Source organism: Streptomyces sp. NPDC052301 (genome assembly GCF_044593395.1).
In the GTDB taxonomy this organism is placed as follows: domain Bacteria; phylum Actinomycetota; class Actinomycetes; order Streptomycetales; family Streptomycetaceae; genus Streptomyces.
Genome location: NZ_JBIUBE010000002.1, coordinates 231,674 through 252,202 on the forward strand (window position 1 = coordinate 231,674; position 20,529 = coordinate 252,202).

At 73.9% G+C, this 20,529-nt stretch carries 19 protein-coding genes; 12 read left to right on the forward strand and 7 right to left on the reverse strand.

Annotated elements, in window-relative coordinates:
• Positions 1 to 444 precede the first annotated feature (444 nt).
• Together ACIHEJ_RS04700 and ACIHEJ_RS04705 are read left to right on the forward strand one after the other, a co-directional pair.
• Positions 445 to 1,419, forward strand: coding sequence for a fibronectin type III domain-containing protein (locus tag ACIHEJ_RS04700; protein WP_400132177.1), 975 nt, complete (start codon positions 445 to 447; stop codon positions 1,417 to 1,419).
• Positions 1,420 to 1,602: 183 nt separating this feature from the next.
• Positions 1,603 to 2,145, forward strand: a complete 543-nt coding sequence (locus ACIHEJ_RS04705) for a hypothetical protein (RefSeq protein ID WP_400132178.1) — start codon at positions 1,603 to 1,605, stop codon at positions 2,143 to 2,145.
• A gap of 7 nt (positions 2,146 to 2,152) precedes the next feature.
• On the opposite strand, the gene ACIHEJ_RS04710 is transcribed toward ACIHEJ_RS04705, so the two are convergent.
• Positions 2,153 to 2,698, reverse strand: a complete 546-nt coding sequence (locus ACIHEJ_RS04710) for a PadR family transcriptional regulator (protein WP_400132179.1) — start codon at positions 2,696 to 2,698, stop codon at positions 2,153 to 2,155.
• A 46-nt stretch (positions 2,699 to 2,744) separates the two neighbouring features.
• Positions 2,745 to 4,760 (reverse strand): FAD-dependent oxidoreductase, encoded by a 2,016-nt coding sequence (locus tag ACIHEJ_RS04715; protein WP_400132180.1) that lies wholly within the window; start codon positions 4,758 to 4,760, stop codon positions 2,745 to 2,747.
• A 155-nt stretch (positions 4,761 to 4,915) separates the two neighbouring features.
• Here ACIHEJ_RS04715 and ACIHEJ_RS04720 point away from each other — a divergent pair, with 155 nt between their 5' ends.
• Positions 4,916 to 5,323 carry a tautomerase family protein gene (locus ACIHEJ_RS04720; protein ID WP_400132181.1) on the forward strand — a complete coding sequence of 136 codons (408 nt, stop codon included), beginning with the start codon at positions 4,916 to 4,918 and terminating at the stop codon, positions 5,321 to 5,323.
• Positions 5,324 to 5,342: 19 nt separating this feature from the next.
• Here ACIHEJ_RS04720 and ACIHEJ_RS04725 read toward each other — a convergent pair whose 3' ends face one another.
• Both ACIHEJ_RS04725 and ACIHEJ_RS04730 read right to left on the reverse strand, forming a co-directional pair.
• Positions 5,343 to 5,717, reverse strand: a complete 375-nt coding sequence (locus ACIHEJ_RS04725; protein WP_400132182.1) for a hypothetical protein — start codon at positions 5,715 to 5,717, stop codon at positions 5,343 to 5,345.
• A 95-nt stretch (positions 5,718 to 5,812) separates the two neighbouring features.
• Positions 5,813 to 6,694 carry a hypothetical protein gene (locus tag ACIHEJ_RS04730; RefSeq protein WP_400132183.1) on the reverse strand — a complete coding sequence of 294 codons (882 nt, stop codon included), beginning with the start codon at positions 6,692 to 6,694 and terminating at the stop codon, positions 5,813 to 5,815.
• A 361-nt stretch (positions 6,695 to 7,055) separates the two neighbouring features.
• Between ACIHEJ_RS04730 and ACIHEJ_RS04735 the strand changes: the two genes are divergently transcribed.
• On the forward strand, positions 7,056 to 9,134 hold the full coding sequence (locus tag ACIHEJ_RS04735; protein WP_400132184.1) for a SpoIIE family protein phosphatase: 2,079 nt from the start codon (positions 7,056 to 7,058) through the stop codon (positions 9,132 to 9,134).
• Here the strand turns inward: ACIHEJ_RS04735 and ACIHEJ_RS04740 are convergent.
• The gene (locus ACIHEJ_RS04740) at positions 9,106 to 9,951 is read right to left on the reverse strand and encodes a putative protein N(5)-glutamine methyltransferase (RefSeq protein ID WP_400132185.1); all 846 of its coding nucleotides are present in this window, start codon (positions 9,949 to 9,951) and stop codon (positions 9,106 to 9,108) included. The two genes, ACIHEJ_RS04735 and ACIHEJ_RS04740, sit on opposite strands and share 29 nt — an antisense overlap.
• 304 nt (positions 9,952 to 10,255) lie before the next feature.
• Between ACIHEJ_RS04740 and ACIHEJ_RS04745 the strand changes: the two genes are divergently transcribed.
• Genes ACIHEJ_RS04745 through ACIHEJ_RS04755 form a run of 3 tightly spaced genes read left to right on the forward strand, consistent with a single transcriptional unit; the run spans position 10,256 to position 14,385 of the window.
• A complete protein-coding gene (locus ACIHEJ_RS04745; protein WP_400132186.1) occupies positions 10,256 to 11,848 on the forward strand; it encodes a hypothetical protein in 1,593 nt (530 codons plus the stop codon).
• A gap of 45 nt (positions 11,849 to 11,893) precedes the next feature.
• A complete protein-coding gene (locus ACIHEJ_RS04750; protein WP_400132187.1) occupies positions 11,894 to 13,147 on the forward strand; it encodes an AAA family ATPase in 1,254 nt (417 codons plus the stop codon).
• Positions 13,144 to 14,385: a VWA-like domain-containing protein gene (locus tag ACIHEJ_RS04755; protein WP_400132188.1), complete on the forward strand. Its 1,242-nt coding sequence runs from the start codon at positions 13,144 to 13,146 to the stop codon at positions 14,383 to 14,385. Before ACIHEJ_RS04750 ends, ACIHEJ_RS04755 begins: the two co-directional genes overlap by 4 nt.
• Positions 14,386 to 14,555: 170 nt before the next feature.
• Here the strand turns inward: ACIHEJ_RS04755 and ACIHEJ_RS04760 are convergent, their stop codons facing one another.
• Entirely contained in the window at positions 14,556 to 15,662 is a 1,107-nt protein-coding gene (locus ACIHEJ_RS04760; RefSeq protein ID WP_400132189.1) for a hypothetical protein, read from the reverse strand.
• Positions 15,663 to 15,787: 125 nt separating this feature from the next.
• Between ACIHEJ_RS04760 and ACIHEJ_RS04765 the strand changes: the two genes are divergently transcribed.
• Positions 15,788 to 16,186 carry a MarR family winged helix-turn-helix transcriptional regulator gene (locus ACIHEJ_RS04765; protein ID WP_400132847.1) on the forward strand — a complete coding sequence of 133 codons (399 nt, stop codon included), beginning with the start codon at positions 15,788 to 15,790 and terminating at the stop codon, positions 16,184 to 16,186.
• Positions 16,187 to 16,206: 20 nt separating this feature from the next.
• Here ACIHEJ_RS04765 and ACIHEJ_RS04770 read toward each other — a convergent pair whose 3' ends face one another.
• The gene (locus ACIHEJ_RS04770; protein WP_400132190.1) at positions 16,207 to 16,968 is read right to left on the reverse strand and encodes a GNAT family N-acetyltransferase; all 762 of its coding nucleotides are present in this window, start codon (positions 16,966 to 16,968) and stop codon (positions 16,207 to 16,209) included.
• A 215-nt stretch (positions 16,969 to 17,183) separates the two neighbouring features.
• On the opposite strand from ACIHEJ_RS04770, the gene ACIHEJ_RS04775 reads away from it, so the two are divergent.
• The 4 genes from ACIHEJ_RS04775 to ACIHEJ_RS04790 all read left to right on the forward strand — a co-directional run bounded on the left by ACIHEJ_RS04775 (position 17,184) and on the right by ACIHEJ_RS04790 (position 20,477).
• On the forward strand, positions 17,184 to 17,789 hold the full coding sequence (locus ACIHEJ_RS04775) for a sulfite oxidase-like oxidoreductase (protein ID WP_400132191.1): 606 nt from the start codon (positions 17,184 to 17,186) through the stop codon (positions 17,787 to 17,789).
• Positions 17,790 to 17,832: 43 nt separating this feature from the next.
• On the forward strand, positions 17,833 to 18,552 hold the full coding sequence (locus ACIHEJ_RS04780) for a ferredoxin reductase (RefSeq protein ID WP_400132849.1): 720 nt from the start codon (positions 17,833 to 17,835) through the stop codon (positions 18,550 to 18,552).
• A 229-nt stretch (positions 18,553 to 18,781) separates the two neighbouring features.
• On the forward strand, positions 18,782 to 19,366 hold the full coding sequence (locus tag ACIHEJ_RS04785) for a hypothetical protein (RefSeq protein WP_400132851.1): 585 nt from the start codon (positions 18,782 to 18,784) through the stop codon (positions 19,364 to 19,366).
• Positions 19,367 to 19,508: 142 nt separating this feature from the next.
• The gene (locus tag ACIHEJ_RS04790; protein WP_400132192.1) at positions 19,509 to 20,477 is read left to right on the forward strand and encodes an acetylxylan esterase; all 969 of its coding nucleotides are present in this window, start codon (positions 19,509 to 19,511) and stop codon (positions 20,475 to 20,477) included.
• Positions 20,478 to 20,529: the final 52 nt, after the last annotated feature.

A 20,529-nucleotide genomic window follows, 5' to 3' on the forward strand; every position in this document is an offset into this window, starting at 1 on the left:
ATGTGCCGCCCACTGTGGTGCGGGTCCGGTGCACGGCCGTCTGGGCCGCCCCGAAGGAGGCCGGATGGAGCACAGGTCTGACACTCCGTCAGGTGACAACCGGGCGTGGGAGCCAATGCGGGGGCGGGGAGCGGACCGGGGCGAGCGGCACAGGAGCGGGGCAGGCGCAGGACAGGAGAGGGACAACAGGGGCCGGGGGACCCGGACCGGCCTCCGTCCGGGTCCCCCGGCCACCCGCGTCGGCGCGGGATCGGCGACGACAGCGTGTCCGCGCCACCGGCATGAACTCCCCTGCTCGTTCGGGCAGTTCGGCCGCAGTGGGGCCAGCATACGGAACACCCCGGGATGGTCACCAACGCGGCCCTCTTGATGTGGCCACACCCGGCGGGTCATATTGGTCCGGACCTTTGCGTGATGTCGATGCGGTCCCGGGGAGGCAGAGCCGTGCGACGCGTTCCGCTGCCGCCCCTGCTGGTCTGCGCGGCCCTGCTGCTCGTCGCCTCCTGCGGCTGGAGCCGGGCCGCCGACGGCGACGACGGGCGGGCGCCCGGCGCGCCGACCGGCGTCACCGCCGTGGCGGGCAGCGCCACGAGCGTGCACGTGATGTGGAACGCGCTGGCGGACGACCCCGGCGTCCGCTCCTACGAGATCTGTCGCGGCACCGCGAAAGTGGAGGAAGTGCCGGGTTCGCAGCACATGGTGGACGTCACCGGGCTCAGGCCGTCCACCATGTATGCCTTCACCGTGCGGGCCCTCGACACCGAGGGCCGTGCGGGGCCGCCGAGCCGGGTGGTACGGGCGCGGACGCCGGCCCGGGTGGCGGCCGACCGCTCGGCACCGACCCGTCCGGGGCGCATCGCCGGACGGGTCGTCGGCAGCCGCGCCGTCCAGCTGTCCTGGGCCGCGTCCCGGGACGACCGGCGCGTGGTGTCCTACGACGTCTACCAGGGCGACGCCAAGATCCACGGCGTCGGCGGGGAGCAGACCGCGACCGTGATCACCGGGCTGCGTCCCGGTACCGCCTACGTCTTCACCGTGCGGGCCCGGGACGCCGCCGACAACCTCTCCCCCGCGAGCGGTCCCGTCCGGCTCACCACGCCGGGCACCGACGACGGCCGGAACACGGCGCCCACCGCCTTCACGGCCACGACCCACCGGGCCGCGGGTGCCTTCTACGTCGACCTGTCCTGGGACCCCCCGCGCGTGGACGGGGTGATCACCGAGTACCGGATCCGGCTGGACGACACCACGGCCACCTCACTGGTGTGGGGCGGCACACCACCGCGCGGGCGGGCGCGCTACAGCTTCTACGTGGGCCGGACCCCCGGGCAGGAGCACCGGGTGCGGCTGCGGGCTCGGCTGCCGGACGGCACCTGGGGCGGCTGGACGGCCGAGCGCACGGTGACCACGGGCGGCTGACGGCCGCGGCCCGTCGGTGTGTCGCCTTGCGCCGGACGAAGGAAAGGGATCACCTGGCCGGCTGTCCCCGGGTGCGGGGCCGGCCGGGGCGGCGTTGGCTGCTGCAGAGGCGCTACGGGCGCTTCCCGACCCTCGGCGGCTCATGGGACGTACCGCCGACCGCGCCGCCGGAGGCCACAGCCCATGGACACCTCGCGACTCCTGCTCCGTTCCGGCCAGGCCCTGGCCGCCGCCGCGCTCCCGGCCGCACTGGCCGGACCGGCCGCCGCGGTCTCGGGCATCTCCGTCGGCACCACCGGCACCACCGGCTCCACCGTCTCCGTGGTCACCGGCGCGGGCAGCCGGATCAACGGCGGCTGGGGCACCGCGGCACTGCTCACCGGCCGCCGGGCGAGCTTCGCCCAGGGCCGCCGGGTGGCCCTGGCGGGCACGACCGTCAGCCAGTCCGCCGCCTGGTCCCAGGTGAGGCCGGGGACGACGGTGGCCGTGATGCGCTCCAGCGGCGCGACGGCCGGTACCCGGTCGGTGACCGTTTCCTCGCCCGCGGCACCGACGACCTCGTCCACGTCCAGGCCGGCGCCGTCACGCGGTGTGATGGGCGGCATCGGCGGTGCCGCCCGCGACTACGGTCCGCTGACCCTGGGCATCGGCGCGGCACTGGTCGGCTCCGGTGTCATCGCCGCGGGCCGTGTGCTGCGCCGCCGCTCGAAGCCCTACCGGCTCTGAGCGGGACTCAGTCGGCGTCCGGCAGTTCGGCGAACTCGGTCAGGGCGTGGGCGAGCCACCCGGTCCAGAAGGTCTCCAGGTCGATGCCCGCCCGCAGGACCAGATGACGCAGCCGGTCCTGCGGGGCGTCCCGGTCCGGCGGGAAGTCGCGCCTCTCGATCTCCTGGTACTCCGCCAGCTGCCGCTCGTGGAGCTCCAGATGGCGGCGCAGGTCCGCCTCCAGGCCCTCCGTGCCGACCACGGCCGCCGCACGCAGCCGCAACAGGAGCGTGTCCCGCAGCGGCTTGGGGTCCTGGGTCGCTGCGGTCCAGCGCTCCAGTTCGGCGCGGCCCGCCGGCAGCACCTCGTAGCTCTTCTTCTGCCCGCGGGCCGGCTGCTCGGCGGGCAGTGCGCGGATGAGTCCCTCGCCCTCCAGCCTCCCCAGCTCGCGGTAGATCTGCTGGTGCGTGGCGGACCAGAAGTAGCCGATCGACTTGTCGAACCGGCGGGTCAGCTCCAGCCCCGACGAGGGCTTTTCCAGCAGGGCGGTGAGGATCGCGTGCGGGAGGGACATGGGCTCATCCTAGGGACGGGTTCTCACCGGGAGGCGCGGTGCCGGGTCACAGCGCCGCCGCCAGCTCCGTGCCCTGCTTGATGGCCCGCTTGGCGTCCAGCTCGGCCGCGACGTCCGCGCCGCCGATCAGGTGCGCGCTGCGCCCGGCGGCGACCAGCTCCTCGTACAGACCGCGGCACGGCTCCTGCCCGGTGCACAGCACCACGGTGTCGACCTCGAGGACCGTGCTCTCCTCACCGACGGTGATGTGCAGGCCGGCGTCGTCGATCCGGTCGTAGCGCACGCCGGGGACCATGGTGACGCCGCGGTGCTTGAGTTCGGTGCGGTGGATCCAGCCGGTGGTCTTGCCGAGGCCGGCACCGACCTTGCTGGTCTTGCGCTGCAGCAGGTGGACCTGGCGGGGCGGGGCGGGCCGCTCGGGCGCGGCGAGGCCGCCCGGCGCGCGGTAGTCCATGTCGACGCCCCAGGCGCGGAAGTACGTCTCCGGGTCCTCGCTCGCCTTGTCGCCGCCGTCGGTCAGGTACTCGGCCACGTCGAAGCCGATGCCGCCCGCGCCGAGGACGGCGACGCGGTCGCCGACGGTGGCGCCGCCCTGCAGCACGTCCAGGTAGCCGACGACGCGGGGGTGGTCGACGCCGGGGATGTCGGGGGTGCGCGGGGTGACGCCGGTGGCGACGACGACCTCGTCGTAGCCGTCCAAGTCGGCCGCGGCGACGCGGGTGTCCAGGCGTACGTCGACGCCGTGGGCGTCGAGCTGGTGGCGGAAGTAGCGCAGCGTCTCGTCGAACTCCTGCTTGCCGGGGACCTTCCGGGCGACGTTGAGCTGGCCGCCGATCTCGCTCGCGGCGTCGAACAGCGTGACGTCGTGGCCCACTTCGGCGGCGCTGACGGCGCAGGCGAGACCGGCGGGGCCGGCGCCGACGACCGCGACGCGCTTCTTGCGCCGGGTCGGCGCGAGCACCAGCTCCGTCTCGTGGCAGGCGCGCGGGTTCACCAGGCAGGAGGTGATCTTCCCGCTGAAGGTGTGGTCGAGGCAGGCCTGATTGCAGCCGATGCAGGTGTTGATCGCCTCGGGCGTGCCGGCGGCGGCCTTGGCGACGAAGTCGGCGTCGGCGAGCATCGGCCGGGCCATGGACACCATGTCCGCGTACCCCTCGGCCAGCAACTCCTCGGCCAGTTCCGGGGTGTTGATGCGGTTGGTGGTCACCAGCGGCACGGACACCTCGCCCATCAGCTTCTTGGTGACCCAGGCGTAGGCGCCGCGCGGCACGGAGGTGGCGATGGTGGGGATCCGCGCCTCGTGCCAGCCGATGCCGGTGTTGATGATCGTCGCTCCGGCGGCCTCGACGGCCTTGGCGAGGGTGACGACCTCCGCCAGCGACGAGCCACCGGGGACGAGGTCCAGCATGGAGAGCCGGTAGATGATGATGAAGTCCTCGCCGACGGCCTCGCGCACCCGCTTGACGATCTCGACGGGGAAGCGCATCCGGTTCTCGTAGGAACCGCCCCAGCGGTCGGTGCGCCGGTTGGTCTGCGCGGCGATGAACTCGTTGATGAGGTAGCCCTCGGAGCCCATGATCTCCACGCCGTCGTAGCCGGCCTGACGGGCCAGGCGGGCGGCGCGGGCGTAGTCGCCGATGGTGCGCTCGACGTCGGCGTCGGTGAGCTGGCGCGGCGCGAAGGGACTGATCGGTGCCTGCAGCGGGCTCGGCGCGACGAGGTCCTGGTGGTAGGCGTACCGCCCGAAGTGCAGGAGCTGCATCGCGATCCGGCCGCCCTCGCGGTGCACGGCGTCGGTGACCGCCTTGTGCTGCTCGGCCTCCGCCTCGGTGGTCAGCTTGGCGCCGCCCTCGTACGGCCGCCCCTCCTCGTTGGGCGCGATCCCGCCGGTGACGATGAGTCCCACTCCGCCGCGGGCACGGGCCGCGTAGAACGCCGCCATCCGCTCGAAGCCGCGCTCGGCCTCCTCCAGACCGACGTGCATGGAGCCCATGAGCACGCGGTTGGGCAGCGTGGTGAAGCCCAGGTCGAGCGGGGTCAGCAGATGCGGGTAACGGCTCATCGGGCCCTCCGTACACGGTGTCGTCGCCTCTTGTTGTAGAGGACGCGCGCACCGTTGTGCAACTAGTTGCATAAGCCGGAGGGGGTGACACCGAACACTCTGTACCTACTAGTATGTAAAGTCATTCGAGTCTCCGGCCCGAAAGGACTGGCCCCATGCCCTTCGTCCGTATCGACACCCTCGGCACCGACCCGGACCGCCTCGGCGCGCTGGGCGACGCCGTGCAGGATGCACTGGTCGAGACGCTCGGCGTCCCGCCCGAGGACCGCTTCCAGGTGCTGACGGCACACGACGGGGTGCGCAGCGCCCTGCGGTACGACAGCTATCTGGGACTCCCGAAGGACGAGTCGGTGGTGTTCGTGGCGATCACCATGCGCGCCGGACGCCCCCCGGAGCAGAAGCGGGCGTTGTACCGGCGGATCGCCGAGCGGATCCATGAGCGCACCGGCACCGCGCCGCACGACGTGGTCGTCACCGTCACCGAGAACGCGCCCGTCGACTGGTCCTTCGGCGACGGGCGGGCGCAGTACGCCCCGGCCGGCGTGGAGCCGGCCGGGGCGTAGGTGACCCGGTACCGGTGCGTCAGCGGCTCTGCAGCCGCAGGTGCAGGTCCCGCTCCTGGTCGCCGGACGCCGTGCAGGTCTCCTCCACGGCGAACATCGAGTCCAGGGTGGTGCGGAACCGGTCCACGGCCCAGTACCCGCCCTGCACGTCCGCCTGGACGGGCGACTGCAGGCGGACGGGCGGGCAGCCCTGTCCGTGGGCGTGTGCGACGTCGTACGTGCCGAGCCAGACCATGGGGCGGGTCTCATGGAGCTGCTGCGGCACCTCGTCCGCGCCCCGGTCGGACTCGAAGCAGGTCCCCAGTGCGTCGAAGACGAGACGGGCGTCCTCCTTGGAGCATCCGCTGATCTCCACCGTGACGGTTTCGGGATGCGACCCCTTGTCGTGCGCCATTGATCGCTCCTTTCGTGGCCGCGCTGCGGTGGAACGGGGTACCCCGCCGAACCGCGTCCATCCTCAGCAAAGCACCACCGGCCGGTGAGCACACCTCAGCCGCGGGAGAACTTGTAGGTCTTGCTGTCCGTCAGCACGCAGAAGCCGGGTGAGATCACGATGACGCGGAGAACGCCGGTCCGCCGGTCGTAGTCGATGCCCTCCGCCTCGAAGGTCCCCGAGCAGGAGCTGCGCAGCGGCAGCTGCCGCAGGGCCGTGACATGCCCGGAGACGTCCGCGGAGCCGCCGGGCGCGGCCGACAGGTCGATCTGCAGCAGCGGCTTGGTCATCCCGAAGAGGCTGCCGTCCGGGTCGTCGGAGGAGCACAGCAGGGTGGCCGGTCCGGAGAAGTCGCACCCCTGCACGTCGCGCACGGCATGGTCCAGGTGGACCGTCGCGGACTGCGGGAGGTTCGCCTGGGGTGAGGTGCTCCGGTTCTCGCCCGGGGTCGGGAAGACGAGCAGGCGGGTCATCGTCCCCCACTCGCCCGAGAGCATCCACTGGCCGTCGGGCGAGATCGCGACCCAGGAGTTGTTCAGGGCCTCGCCGGGGCCGAGCGTGTGGACGTACTCCGACCAGGTTCCACCGGGCGACTGCACACGGAACATCTTGGAGGTGCCGGAGTCCTGCTGGTAGGGCTCGACGTAATAGCCCTCGTAGGAGGCGTCGGGGTCGCCGACGTGGTTCCAGCCGCGGCTGGAGACGCCGATCGGGACGGTGCCGATGCCGGTGTAGTGGTTGGGGCTGTTCGCGGGGATCTCCACCGAGGTCAGACCCTGGCTCTCGGTCAGCGGGTCGGCGCGGTCGGATCCGGTCTCGGTCCAGCTGTCGGCCGCGGTGGCCGGGGCGGGTGCGGCCAGGGACACGACGGCGGCGGTGGCGAGGGTGACGAGTCCGGCGAGGACTGTGTGACAACGTTGCCGGGCGGGTGCGGGCATGGCCGACTCCTCGGACGAGGGGGTGGGGACACGGGCCGGTCGGGAACACAGCGTGAGGGGACGGGGACACTCGGTCGGCGCACAGTCTGGCGTGGCGCGTTGATCATGTACAGACCAATGAAGCAACATGAGCGTGAACTCTCACGGCCCGCGAGATCGCGCTGTACGGTCTCGGCAGGAGCCCCCGCACCGCGCGCACCCCGCACGGCGCGGTGATTCCGGGCGGACGTCCGTCGCCGTGCTGAGGGATGGTGGAGGCAGCGGGCGCAGGCGTCGGAGAGTCGGGTGTGAGCGCGGTAGAACAAGGGGAGTCGGCACGGGGGACGACGTGCCGTGCGGACGGGCGAAGGCGGTGCGTGGCATGAGTGCAGCCGAGGCTGCGGCGGCCGAGGGCGGCGAGCCCGCGCGCGGGCCGATGCGACCGGGCGGTCTCCTCGACGTGCTCGGTGTGGCGTCGGTGGTGCTGGACACCGACGGCCGGATCGTGCTCTGGAGCCCCCAGGCGGAGGAGCTGTTCGGCTACACCGCGCAGGAGGCCCTCGGCGAGTACGCCGCCCGGCTGATGGTCCACGAGCGGCACTTCGAGCTGGTCGGCAGGCTCTTCGCCGACGTGGTGCGGACCGGGGAGAGCTGGGCCGGCGGCTTCCCCGTGCGGCACAAGGACGGCAGCACCCGGGTGGTGGAGTTCCGCAACATGCGGCTGCTGGACGACCGCGGTGACGTGTACGCGCTCGGGCTCGCCGCCGACCAGTCGACCGTACGGCGGCTGGAGCAGGACGTGGCGCTGTCCGAGCGCATGGTGAAGCAGTCACCGATCGGATACGCCGTCCTGGACACCCGGCTGCGGTTCGTCTCGGTCAACCCCGCCCTGGAGAGGATCAACGGGCTGCCCGCCGCCGAGCACATCGGACGGACGCTGCGCCAGGTGCTGCCGATGCTGGACTCCTCCGCGGTGGAGGCCTGCGCCCGGCGGGTGCTGGACACCGGCGTGCCCGTGATCGACCACACACTGGTCGGCCGTACCCCTGCCGACCCGGAGGAGGACCACACCTGGGCGCACTCGCTGTACCGGCTCGAGGACACCATGGGCAATGTGCTCGGCGTGGCGATCTCGGTCGTCGACATCACCGAGCAGCACCGGGCCTCCGTGGAGGCGGAGGCCGCCCGGCGCCGGCTCGCGGTCGTCGCCGACGCCTCCGCCCGGATCGGTACGACGCTGGAACTGGAACGCACCGCCTGCGAACTGGCCGAGGTCGCCGTGCCGGAACTCGCCGACGTGGCAGCCGTCGACCTGCTGGACGCGGTGGTGGAGGGCCGGCCCAGCACGCTGGGCCCGCTGGAGTCGGCGGTGATCCGGGCCCTCGCGCTACGGCCCCAGGACGGCACGGACGCGGTCCGCGCCGCCGATCCACCCGGACGGATCGCCCGGTACGCCCCCGACCGGCTGGTCACCGAATGCGTCCGTACCGGCGAGGCCGTGCTGGTGCCGCAGGTGAAGGACGAGGACCTGCCCCGCATCGCCCGCTCCCCCGAGGCGGCCGAACTGCTCGGCCGGGCCGGCCTGCACTCGTACCTCGCGGTGCCGCTGATCGCGCGCGGCGAGGTGCTGGGCGCCCTCGACCTCAAACGCACCCGCAATCCGGCGCCGTTCGGCGAGGACGACGTGCTGCTCGCCCGGGAACTGGCCGCCCGCGCGGCCGTGCAGATCGACAACGCCCGCTGGTACCAGAACGCCCGCAACACCGCGCTCACCCTGCAGCGCAGTCTGCTGCCCAGTCGTCCACCCGTCACGACCGGCCTGGAGGTGGCCTCCCGCTACCAGCCGGCCGGGGCCACCAGCGAGGTCGGCGGCGACTGGTTCGACGTGATCCCGCTGGAGGGCGGCAGGACCGCGCTCGTGGTGGGCGACGTGATGGGCAGCGGCATCAGCGCCGCCGCGACCATGGGCCGGCTGCGTACGGCGACCACGACGCTGGCCGCGCTCGGCCTCGACCCGGCGCTGCTGCTGGAGCACCTGGACAAGACGACCTCGGCCCTGGACCACTCCATCGCGACCTGCGTGTACGCCGTCCACGACCCGCACCTGCGCCAGTGCCGCATCGCCAACGCCGGCCACCTGCCGCCGGCCCGGGTCCGCCCGGGCCGGCCGCCGGAACTGCTCGACCTGCCCACGGGGGTGCCGCTGGGGGTGGGCGGGATCGAGTTCCGCACCGTCACCGTCGACTTCGAGCCCGGTGACGAGCTGGTCTTCTACACCGACGGGTTGGTGGAGACCCGCTGCCACTCGCTGGACGAGCGCCTGGACTTCCTGCTGTCCCAGCTCGACGACCCCGAACGGCCTCTGGAGGAGGCCTGCGACCTCCTCCTGCGGGCCCTGCACCATCCCGACAACCACGACGACGTGGCCCTGCTCATCGCCCGGGCACAGCACCTGCCCTAGGTCCTGGGCGTACACCGACGACCACGTGCGCGTACCGCTCCTCCGACACCGCGAGCCGGGCCGTCAGGCCCGCGTCGGTGAAGGCCCGTACGGCGGCCGGCGCCTGGTGCTCGCCGGTCTCGCTCAGGAGGCAGCCGCCGGGCGCGAGCCAGTCGGGTGCCCCGGCCGCCACCCGGCGCAGGACGTCGAGGCCGTCGGCGCCGCCGTCCAGGGCGACCAGCGGCTCGTGGTCGCGGGCCTCGGCCGGCAGCAGGGCCACCTCGGCGGTGGGCACGTAGGGCACGTTGGCCGTGAGGACGCCGACGCGGCCGCGCAGCCCCGCGGGCAGGGCGTCGTACAGGTCGCCCTGGTGCGCCCGGCCGCCGAAGGGGGCGAGGTTGCGGCGGGCGCAGCGCACGGCGGCCGGATCGATGTCGGCGGCGTGCACCTCCACGCCGTCCAGGGCGGCGGCGAGGGCCGCGCCGAGCGCGCCGGAACCACAGCACAGGTCCACGATCACGGCCGCGTCCGGTGCCGCGGCGAGCGCCTGGTCGACCAGGAACTCGGTACGGCGGCGGGGCACGAACACCCCGGGTGCCACCGTGATGCGCCGCCCGTGGAACTCGGCCCAGCCGAGGACGTGTTCCAGCGGGAGCCCGGCGGCGCGCCGGTCCACCATCGAGGACAGTTCGTCGGCGGTGCGGGCGGTGGCGAGGATCAACTCCGCCTCGTCCTCGGCGAAGACGCACCCGGCGGCACGCAGCGCGGAGACGACGGCGGCAGAAGGACCGGGGGAGGACACAGGCGGCACGGGAGGCACGGAGGGCACAGCAGGCATGGAGGCCGAGAGCCTTTCGGAAGCGCGAGACGTGCAGGGCGCTCCCGCGGTCACCGCTGCCGGTGTACCGCGCCGTCCTGAGGGATGAGCACCCCGGCTGACACAGCGGTGATGGATCCCACCTCCTCGACGATCGGGGCCGCGCAGCGTCCGCGGCCGGACGGCCACCATACCCCAACGCCCGCGCCCGGCCGCCGCGGTGGAAAACCGGGTGACGCGGCGCCGGGTACGTGGTTAGGCTCCCCTCGATGACGACTCATTCGACTCAGAGATGGGGGGTCCCGTTCGCGCAAGGTGAGCGCTGATGCTCCCTTCGAACGCGTACGGGGATTCCCGGCTTTCGTTGTGGCTGCGCGTGCGTCGGTACGCCGTGCCGCCTTCCATGATCGAGACCGCCACGAGCCGCCGCAGTGCCGGGGACTGGGCGGGCGCCTGCGCCGCCGCCCGGTTCGACGTGGACCTCGATCTGCGTTCCGTCGCCCGTGCCCACGGCCGGGAGACCGCGGCCCGGCTCCGCGCCGACCTCCGCCGTCTCGCGCCCGACCTCCTGCGCTGGCACATGCCGAGGATCGCGCCGGACGGGCTGCTCCGCCCGGGTCTGACCCTCACGCTGGCCCGGTACGAGCGTTCCGGCCGGGCCGGCCCGTTGCACCTCGTGGCCCGTACTCCGCCGTCCTGGGCGGACGCCGGCCAGCGGATCAGCCTCGCGGTGTGGGACCCGGAGCAGGCGGAGTGCGGGGGCCATCCGCATCCGCACCCGAACCGGCGCTACCGGCTCGACCTGCACCGCCACCTGTGGGACGCCCGCAGGGCCGCCGAACTGCGCGACCGCGTCGGGACCGCCGGGCCGACGCCGCCGGTGGCCCGCCCGCTCGGGCCGGCCACGCCGCCGGAGGCCGATCCGCTCGGGCTCGTCCCGCCGGTCCACGGCTGTGACGTCGGCCGGTGGGCGGCCGAGGCGGCCCTCCTGCTGACGGCCGAGGGACGCTCCAGCGGCGCCTTCGCGGTACGGCTCGGCGGCCGACACCGACTGGTGCTGGAGCTGGTGGCAGGGACGGATGCGGGTGAGGGCGGCGGGGCGGCTTCCTGGTCGACTCCGGTCGCCGGCGGGGGCCTTGGGGCTGTCCGGCCGCATCACCTGACCGACCGGGGCGGTGAGCCTGCCCGGACGGGCCGTGCGATCGGCCAGGGCGGTGCCGATCTCGCCCTGCGGGGCGTGACGCAGCCTCCGCCGGGCGGGTTCTCCACCCTGCCCGTGCTGCCCGACGCGGCGACCTGGGTGCTGCCCGACCTGGAGCTGCTCCGCTCCGGCCTGCTCGGACCTGGGCAGCTGCACCCCCTGGTGGCCGCCGCGCTGGTTCCCGGGCGGGAGCCGGTCGATGCGGTCCGGGACGAAGACCCGGCCGCGGGAGCGCGGCTCGTGGAGTGCCGGGGAGTGACGCACCGCATCGGCCTGGTCGACGGCGTACTGGCCCCGCTGGACCACGATCCGGACGAGATCCGGCGCGAGGAGCTGCTGGCCGCGCTCGGCGGCCCGCCGCTGCCCTGTCTGCGGACCGTCGACGAGGCGCACCGGCGTCCGCACTGTCTGACCGGGGTCCGGGAACGGCTGGACCACGGCGACGTCTCCGGCGCCCTGGCCGTGGTCGAGGGGCTGCTGGGACCCGCCGCGGTGCTGCGCGAGGGCCCGCTGCGGGACGAACTGGCGGCCGCCGCCGAGCGCCGCATCGCCTACGGCCTGTACCGGGCGGGCCTCACCGGCACCGGTCACACCGGCTCCGATCTCATCGGCTGCGGCCCGGCCTGCGCCGACCGGGCCTGCCCCGACCGGAACCGCCGTCCCGCGGCCGGCCGCCGTCCGACCCGGCGTGAGACCCGCCCCGTCACCTTCTTCTGAACCTCCCGTCCTGTTCCACGACTTCACATCACAGGTGATTCCTCCATGACCTCGTCCCTCTCCCCTGTCCTGCCCGTGGACCAGCCGGAATCCTCCCGACTGGTCGTCGCCGACGCCCTGTTGACCCTCCTGCGGGACACCACGACCGAACCCCGCGCCGACATCCAGCTGGAGGCGCTGACGCTTGCCGTGACCGCCGACCTGCCGGTGCTGCTGTGGGGTGAGCCGGGCATCGGCAAGACCGCTGCCCTGAACCAGCTCGCCGCCGCCCTGGATCTGCCCCTGACCACGGTGATCGCCAGCGTCCATGAGCCGTCCGACTTCTCCGGGCTGCCCGTCGTGGGGGACGATCCGGCCGTCCAGGGCGTCCCGATGGCCCCGCCGGACTGGGCGGTGCGGCTGGTGCGGGCCGGGCGCGGGCTGCTGTTCCTGGACGAGCTGTCCACCGCTCCCCCGGCCGTACAGGCGGCCCTGCTGCGGCTCGTGCTGGAGCGGCGGATCGGCGCGCTGCGGCTGCCGCCGGGAGTGCGGATCGTCGCAGCGGCCAACCCGCGCTCCTCGGCGGCGGACGGCTGGGAGCTGAGCCCGCCGCTGGCCAACCGGTTCGTGCATCTGCAGTGGGTCCACGACCACGACGTCGTCGTACGGGGCCTCGGCGGGACCTGGCCGCGGGCGACCCTGCCGCGGCTCGACCCCGGGCGGCTGTCCGAGGCCGTGGCCTTCGCCCGGCGCGCGGTGTGCGCGTTCCTCGTCGCACGGCCGGGGCTGGTGCACCGGCTGCCCGGCGGGGAGAGCCGGCGGGGCGGGGCGTGGCCGTCGCCGCGGAGCTGGGAGTCGGCGCTGCGGCTGATCGCGTTCGCGACCGCCGCCGGGTCCTCGCGGGACGTGCTGTCGCTGCTGGTCCGGGGCACCGTCGGGGACGGCCCTGGCCTGGAGCTGCTGGCGAGCCTGGACCGGATGGACCTGCCCGACCCCGAGACGCTGCTCGCCGACCCGGCGGGCGCCGAGCTGCCCGAGCGCGGGGATCTGCGGCAGGCCGTGCTGGACGCGGTGGTGGACGCGGTCCGCCAGCGGCCGGAGCGGGCCCGCTGGGACGGGGCCTGGGCGTTGCTGGTGCGGGCGATGGAGACCGGGGCACCGGACGTCGTGGTCGTCCCGGCGACCACGCTGGCCTCCCTGCGCCGGGACGACTGGGACGTGCCGGCCGCGATCGAGCGGCTCGCCGGGGTGGTGTCGCTCTCCCGGCGGGCCGACGAGGCCGGCCGCCGGGCCGTGCGGACCGCGGGGGCCGGCCAATGACGGCGGACGCGTCCGGCGCGCTGGACCTCGGCAAGCTCTTCGCCGCGCGGCTGCACGCGGCCCGCGCCCGGCCGTACCTGGCGACGGCGTTGTTCGCGCTGCGACCCGTGGAGTCCCGGCAGGTCCCGACGATGGGGGTCGACCGGTACTGGCGGTGCTACGTCTCCCCGGCGTTCGTGGACCGCACACCGCTGGAGGAGCTGGCGGCGGTGTGGGTGCACGAGGTGGCCCATCTGCTGCGCGACCACCACGGGCGCAGTGACCGGTTCGCCCGCGAGCACGGACTGGCCGGGCCCGCGGAGCGGCTGCGGATGAACATCGCCGCGGACTGCGAGATCAACGACGACGTCTACGGGACGGGGCTGGTGCGGCCCGAAGGCGCCGTCACACCCGAGCGGCTGGGGCTGTCCGACGGTGAGCTGATGGAGGACTACCTGCGGCAGTTCCGGCTCGGGCCGCACCTGGAGCGGCTGGCCTGGCTGGACTGCGGCAGCGGTGCCGACGGGCTGGGCCGGGGGTGGGAGCTGGGGCCCGACGGCGCGTACGGGCTGAGTGAGCAGGAGCGGGACGCGATCCGGTTCCGGGTGGCCCAGGGCATCAACGGCCGTCCGGGCGACGCTCCGAAGGGCTGGCGGCGATGGGCGCGGGAGGTGTTCCATCCGCCGCAGCCGTGGCGCCGGTTGCTGGGCTCGGCGCTCCGCTCGGCGGTGTTCGCACCGGGTGCGGGCGAGGACTACCACTACGGCCGGCCGGCGCGGCGTTCGTCCGGGCTGCCCGGGGTCGTCCTGCCGAGTCTGCGGCGCAGGCCGCCCCGGGTGTGCGTGGTCGTCGACACCTCGGGCTCGGTCAGCGACGACGAACTGGGCAGCGCGCTGCTGGAGGTGACGGCGATCTGCCGGGCCGTGGGCGGGCGGCGGGACCTGGTCTCGGTGCTGTCCTGCGATGCCGCGGCCCGGACCGTGCAGCCGCTGTGCCGCACGGAGGGCATCGACCTGGTGGGCGGTGGCGGGACGGATCTGCGCACGGGGTTCGCCCGGGCGCTGCGGACGCGGCCCGACGTGGTGGTGGTCCTGACCGACGGACAGACACCGTGGCCCGAGGCGCGGCCGGCGTGCCGGACGGTGGTGGGCCTGTTCCCCCGGTCCGGCGGGTCGTACGACGAGGACGACCCCGACTACCGGCCGGACGCGCCACCGGCGTGGGCGCGGGTGGTGACGATCGGATCGGCGACGGGGTGACGGGCGGCGCTGCACCCCTGGCTACCGCGGCTCGGGCATCCCCGTCGCCGCCCCGGTCGGTCGCCCGGGCTCTCGGGCCCGCCCCGTCCCACTCGACGGCAGGGGTGACGGACCGGCAGGGAGCCCCGCCCGGCCGTGGGCGTGCTCCCTGCCCCCTGCCCGGCACGGGATCAGACGCCGACCGTCTCCTCGACCTCTTCGTCGGCCCGTTCCGCGGCCTCCTCGTCATCCGTCCGCGCCGCGTCCCGGTCGGACCGTGCGACGGCGGCCGCGGCCTCGGTCTCGGATGCGCCCCCGGGGTGACCGGCCGCGTGCCGCGCCTGCCGGGGCCGCTCGTACAGGGCCGCGATCCCGGTGACCACCAGGCCCACGAGCAGCCAGACCACCAGGGTCCACACGGTGCGCGGGAGACCGTCGTCGCCGAAGTACAGCAGGCTGCGGACGCCCTCGACGAAACCGGCGCCGTTCCAGAAGGCGTGCAGGGTGCCGAAGAAGCCGTTCTGCAGTTCGGGGCGGAAGAGACCGCCTGAGCTGGTGAAGTTGAGCATCACGAACAGCACCATCATGGTCAGCGTGGTCCACCGCTTCAGGAAGGTGTGCAGCCCGACGCCGAGGAAGAGGATGCCGGCCGCGTACAGCCAGGCCATGCCCCACACGCCCGCGAGGTCGTGGTGGGCGAGGTGGAACACGGGTCCGGCGAGCAGCGTGCCGATGCCGCTGACCACGGCTGAGACCCCGAGCGTGAGCAGTGCCCGGATCCGCATCGGCAGCGCGGCACCCGCCGCACCGAGGGCGGCGACCGAGGCGTAGGAGCCGATGCTGAGCGCGATCAGCAGGAAGAACAGGCCCTGTCCGGTGGGGTCGTCGGCGACCGGCTCGGCCACGTCGGTGACCTTCAGCGGAACGCCCTCGTGGGCGGCGACCGGCGTGAAGACCTTCTCGACGGCCGTGGCACCCATGTCGGAGGCGGCACTCGCCACCAGCAGCTCGGGGGCCTTGGCGCTCGGCACGTAGGCACCGGTCACCTCGCGGGACTTCAGCAGCCCGACGGCGTCGGCGCGGGTGGCGACCGTGCGGACGTCGAGCTTGTCCCCGGCGGTGTCCTTGACCGTCTGCGCGAAGACCTTGGCCTGCGGAGCGGTGCCGACGACGGCGACCGGCAGGTGGTGCGGCTCGGGGGTGACGAAGGCCCCCATGTACGCGAGTCCCATGCCCAGGCACATCAGCAGCGGGGTGATCAGGTGCGTGAGCACATGGCGCAGCGCCGGTGACCTCATCGCGCGCGACCTCCAATGGTTGGCTTATACAACTTTTGCTTCAAGTTGTACTATACAACTAGAACGCCGGAGGAGGTATTCCCGTGAGCGCAGCGGAGTCGGCCGTCGAGACGATCCAGCGCGAGATGACGGTCTTCGCCCGCCGGGCGCGGGCGTCGGCCGGGCGCATGCACCCCGAGCTGTCGCTGGTGTCGTACACGCTGCTCGGCCACCTCGAGGAGCGCGGCGGCTGCCGGGCGACGGACCTGGCGGCGCACTACGCCCTGGACAAGTCCACGGTGAGCCGCCAGGTCGCCGCACTGGAGCGGGCCGGGCTGATCGGGCGCCGGCCGGACCCGGAGGACGCCCGGGTCCAGGTGCTGCATCTGACGGAGGCCGGGGAGGGGATCCTCGCCCAGGTCACCCGCAGCCGCCGGTCCGCCTTCCGGGAGCGGCTCGCGGACTGGCCGGAGGAAGACCTGGTGCGGTTCGCCGCCTACCTGGAGCGCTACAACGCGGGGCCGGGCGGGACCGGCGGCGACTGAGGGAGCCGGGCGGCCCCCGGCTACGGCACCGGCACCGCCGTCCTGTCGCCGGTCAGCCGCTCGGGCGTCCTCGCGGCGAGGAACGCCGTGCGCAGGCGCAGCCGGAAGCCGAGGGACTCGTAGAGCCGGATGGCGCCCGTGTTCTGCGCGCCGGTGTGCAGGAACGGGGTCTCACCGCGCTCCCGGATGCCGTGCGCGACCGCCAGGACGAGCCGGGTCGCCAGGCCCTCGCCACGGAAGGCCGGGTCGGTGCAGACGGCGCTGATCTCGGTCCAGCCCGGCGGATGCAGCCGCTCCCCCGCCATCGCGATCAGCGCGCCCTCGCGGCGGATGCCCAGATAGGTGCCCAGTTCGACGGTGCGCGGCAGGAACGGGCCGGGCCGGGTGCGCTCCACCAGGTCGATCATCTCGGGTACGTCGGCCGGACCGAGCCGGACCGCTTCCGGGTCGGGGGCGGCGGCGAGGCCGTCGTCCACCAACTGCACGCCGTCGACGCGGAAGGTCACCTGCCAGCCGTCCGGCACCCGTCCGCGGAAGCCGGGCAACGGCACCTCGGTGCCGGGGCCGGCCAGCGCCGCGAGGTCGTCCCAGTCCTGGGCGTCCGGCTCGTCGGGCAGTGCGAGCCACGGGGAGACGTCGACGGGGTAGCGCAGTACCCGGCCGCGCCGCTCGGCGAAGCGGGCGTGCGGGCCGGTCAGCGAGGCGAGGGCGGGATTGTCGAGGAGGTGCGGGGTGTCCCCGGCACCGCGGCCGGGGCCGCCCGGAAGGGTCGTGCGGCTCACCCGGCCACCTCGGTCTCGGTCCTGGAGATGTACGCCTCGGTCATCCTCGTTCCACGCTCCTTTCGTACGGACGCCGGCGCACCACCGCCGGCACCGATCGCCAAGGAGCGGCGGCGAGCGGGTATTCCCGGACCCGGAAAGACTTCGCACGGCCGCAATGTTCCGCCCCGATGACCAGGGACGGAGCATCCGGAACGACAGCGTACGGTTGAAGCATGAACGTCACGCGAGGCTTCACGGGCCGCCCGCGCGTCCACAACCCCGGGCTGCCACCGGGGCAGTACGACGCGGGCGACGACTGGCCCGTCCTGTCCGCCGAGGTCACTCCCGACCTCGCGGCCACCGACTGGTCCTTCCGCATCGACGGCCTGGCCGAGCGGCCGCACACCTGGGACTGGGCCGCGGCACACGCGCTGCCGGCCTCGGCGTACAAGGGTGACATCCACTGTGTGACCGGCTGGTCGAAGTTCGGTGTGCGGTTCGGTGGCGTCTCGCTGGACGCGTTCTTCGACGTGGTCCGGCCCCACGGGTCGGCGACCCATGCGCTGGCCCGCTCCCACACCGGCTACACCGCGAACCTGCCGCTCGCGGACCTCACCGGCGGACGGGCCTGGATCGCCTGGGAGTACGACGGCGAGCCGCTGCCGCCCGAGCACGGCGGTCCGGCGCGGCTGCTGGTGCCCCACCTGTACTTCTGGAAGAGCGCCAAGTGGATCGCGGGCATCACCCTCCTCGACCACGACGAGCAGGGCTTCTGGGAACACAACGGCTACCACGCGCGCGGCAACCCGTGGGAGGAGCAGCGGTATTCCGGTGACTGAGACGGTGACGACCCCTACGGCCACCCCCGCGACGCGTTTCGCGGTGCCCGGTCGCATCGCCGTGAGCGGCCAGGCGGCCACGGCGTGGCAGACCGCCACGCTGACACGGATCCGGCGCGAGACACCGCACGCGGCCACGTTCCGGCTCGCGGTGCCGCACTGGGCGGGGCACCTGCCCGGCCAGCATCTGATGCTGCGGCTGACCGCGCCGGACGGTTACACCGCGCAGCGCCACTACTCGATCGCCTCGGCTCCGGACGGCTCGGGGCACATCGAGCTGACCTTGGACCATGTTCCGGGCGGCGAGGTCTCGGGCTGGTTCCACACGGTCGCGCGCCCCGGCGACACGGTGCAGGTGCGCGGCCCGCTGAGCGGGTTCTTCGCCTGGCCCGGCGACCGGCCCGCGCTGCTGCTCGGCGCCGGCTCCGGCGTCGTGCCGCTGATGTCCATGGTGCGGCACCACCGGGCGCACGGCCTGAGCACGCCGCTGCGCATGCTGGTGTCCGCGCGCAGCCCCGAGGAGCTGATCTACGCGGAAGAGCTGGGCGCGGAGACGACGCCCGTGTTCACCCGCAGCGCCCCCACCGGGGTGCCGGTGGGACGTATGGCGTCCGCACATGTGGCGCCGCTCCTGGCCGAGCAGCCTTCCGGTGGGTGGGAGGCCTATGTGTGCGGATCCAACGGGTTCGCCGAGCACGTCTCCCGGCTGCTGGTCGCGGCGGGCCAGCCGGTCGACCGGATCCGCATCGAACGCTTCGGCTGAGCTCCTCTCGCTCGGGTCGCGCGACGTGGCCGACCGCGCGATCGTGGGGCGCATGGCGGGTTCCGCCCTTCAGATGGGCCTGAACTCGCGGGCAACAGCGTGAGCGAGGGGCGCCGTACGGGGTACGAGACGGATGTGGACGCTCGTGTGCATGAGCGGCGGCGGGGGTGACGGGCCGGTGCTCCGGCTCGTCCGGCTCTCCGGCTCCCGCGGTGGCGAGGAGGTGGACATGCGTACCCGGGTGCGTGGCTGGCGCTGGCGGCGCAATCCGCTGCGGCGCCGGTCGGACGTGGTGGAGGCATGGACGGTGCTGGTGGTCGCCGTCCTGCTGTGTGTGGTCGTACCCCTGGCCGGAGCGGCCGCCGGGCTGCGCGCCCATGACCGGGCGCGGGCGCTCGCGGCGACGGAGCGGGCCACCCGGCACCAGGTGCGAGCCCTGGTCGTCGGCGACCGGCCGAAGCGGCTGACCGCGATGCAGGGCGACCGCGAGCACCCGTACCGCGCCCAGGTCCGCTGGACCGAGCCCGGCAAGGGGCAGCGGACCACGTGGGCCAGGGTGCCGGCGGGGACGCACACCGGTGACACGGTCCCGGTGTGGTTCGACTCCGAGGGCCGTAATGTCCCGCCGCCCTCGGACCGTGCGGCGGTCTGGCAGCACGCGATCACCGTCGGCCTGGGTGCGGCGGGCGGCGCGGCGGCCGTCGTCCTCCTCGGGCACGCGGTCGAGCGCCGCATCGCCCTGCGCCACCGGCTGGCCGAGTGGGAGCGGGAGTGGGCCCGGACGGGGCCGAGGTGGACCCAGCCGCGCACGTGACGCGGGCGGCCCACCCCTGACCGACCTCGCGACGACCCCGCGGCGACCCGCAGGGGAAAGCGCTTGCGCGAACCCTGGCCAGTCCTCCGACCGCGCACGTACGGTGAGCCGACGCAGGCTCCCTCCTTCAAGGCGGTTGCAGATGGCCCTGTTCGACCTTCCTCTCGACGAACTCCGCACCCACCGCAGCGAGTCCACCGAGCCCGAGGACTTCGACGCCTTCTGGGACAAGACTCTGCGGCAGGCGCGCGAGCACGCTCTGGACGCCCGGTTCGAGCCGGTGGAGACCGGGCTGTCCACGGTGGACGTGTACGACGTGACGTTCGCCGGGTTCGGCGGTCATCCCGTCAAGGGCTGGCTGCGGCTGCCCGCCGGCGCCACCGGACCGCTGCCGCTGGTCGTGGAGTTCATCGGGTACGGCGGCGGGCGCGGGCTCGCGCACGAGAACCTGCTGTGGGCCTCCACCGGCCGGGCGCACTTCACGATGGACACCCGCGGACAGGGCAGCGCCTGGGGCGGCGGAGGCGCCACGGCGGACCCGGTGGGGGCCGCGCCCGCGTACCCCGGGTTCATGACGCGGGGCATCGACGCGCCCGAGAACTACTACTACCGCCGTGTGTACACGGACGCCGTGCGCGCGGTCGAGGCGGCCCGCTCGCACCCGCTGGCCGACGCGACGCGCACGGTGGCGCTCGGCGCGAGCCAGGGCGGCGGCATCACCCTGGCCGTCGGCGGTCTGGTCCCGGACCTGGTCGCGGTCGCCCCGGACGTGCCGTTCCTGTGCGACTTCCCGCGCGCGACGACTCTGACGGACCGTCACCCCTACCGCGAGATAGGACTGTTCCTCAAGACGCACCGGGGCCGGGCGGCGCAGGTCCGGCGCACGCTGTCCTACTTCGACGCTGTCCACTTCGCCGCGCGCGGCCGGGCCCCGGCCCTGTTCTCGGCGGCCCTGGAGGACGAGACCTGCCCGCCGTCGACCGTGTTCGCGGCGTTCAACGCCTGGGCGCACGACGACAAGGCGATCGAGGTGTACGACTTCAACGACCACGAGGGCGGCGGCCCCTTCCACGAGGCGCAGAAGGTGCGCTGGCTGGGCTCCTACGCCTGAGAGGCCCGAGCCGCGCACCGCCCCTTCCCTCCAGTCCGACCAGTCGGTACGT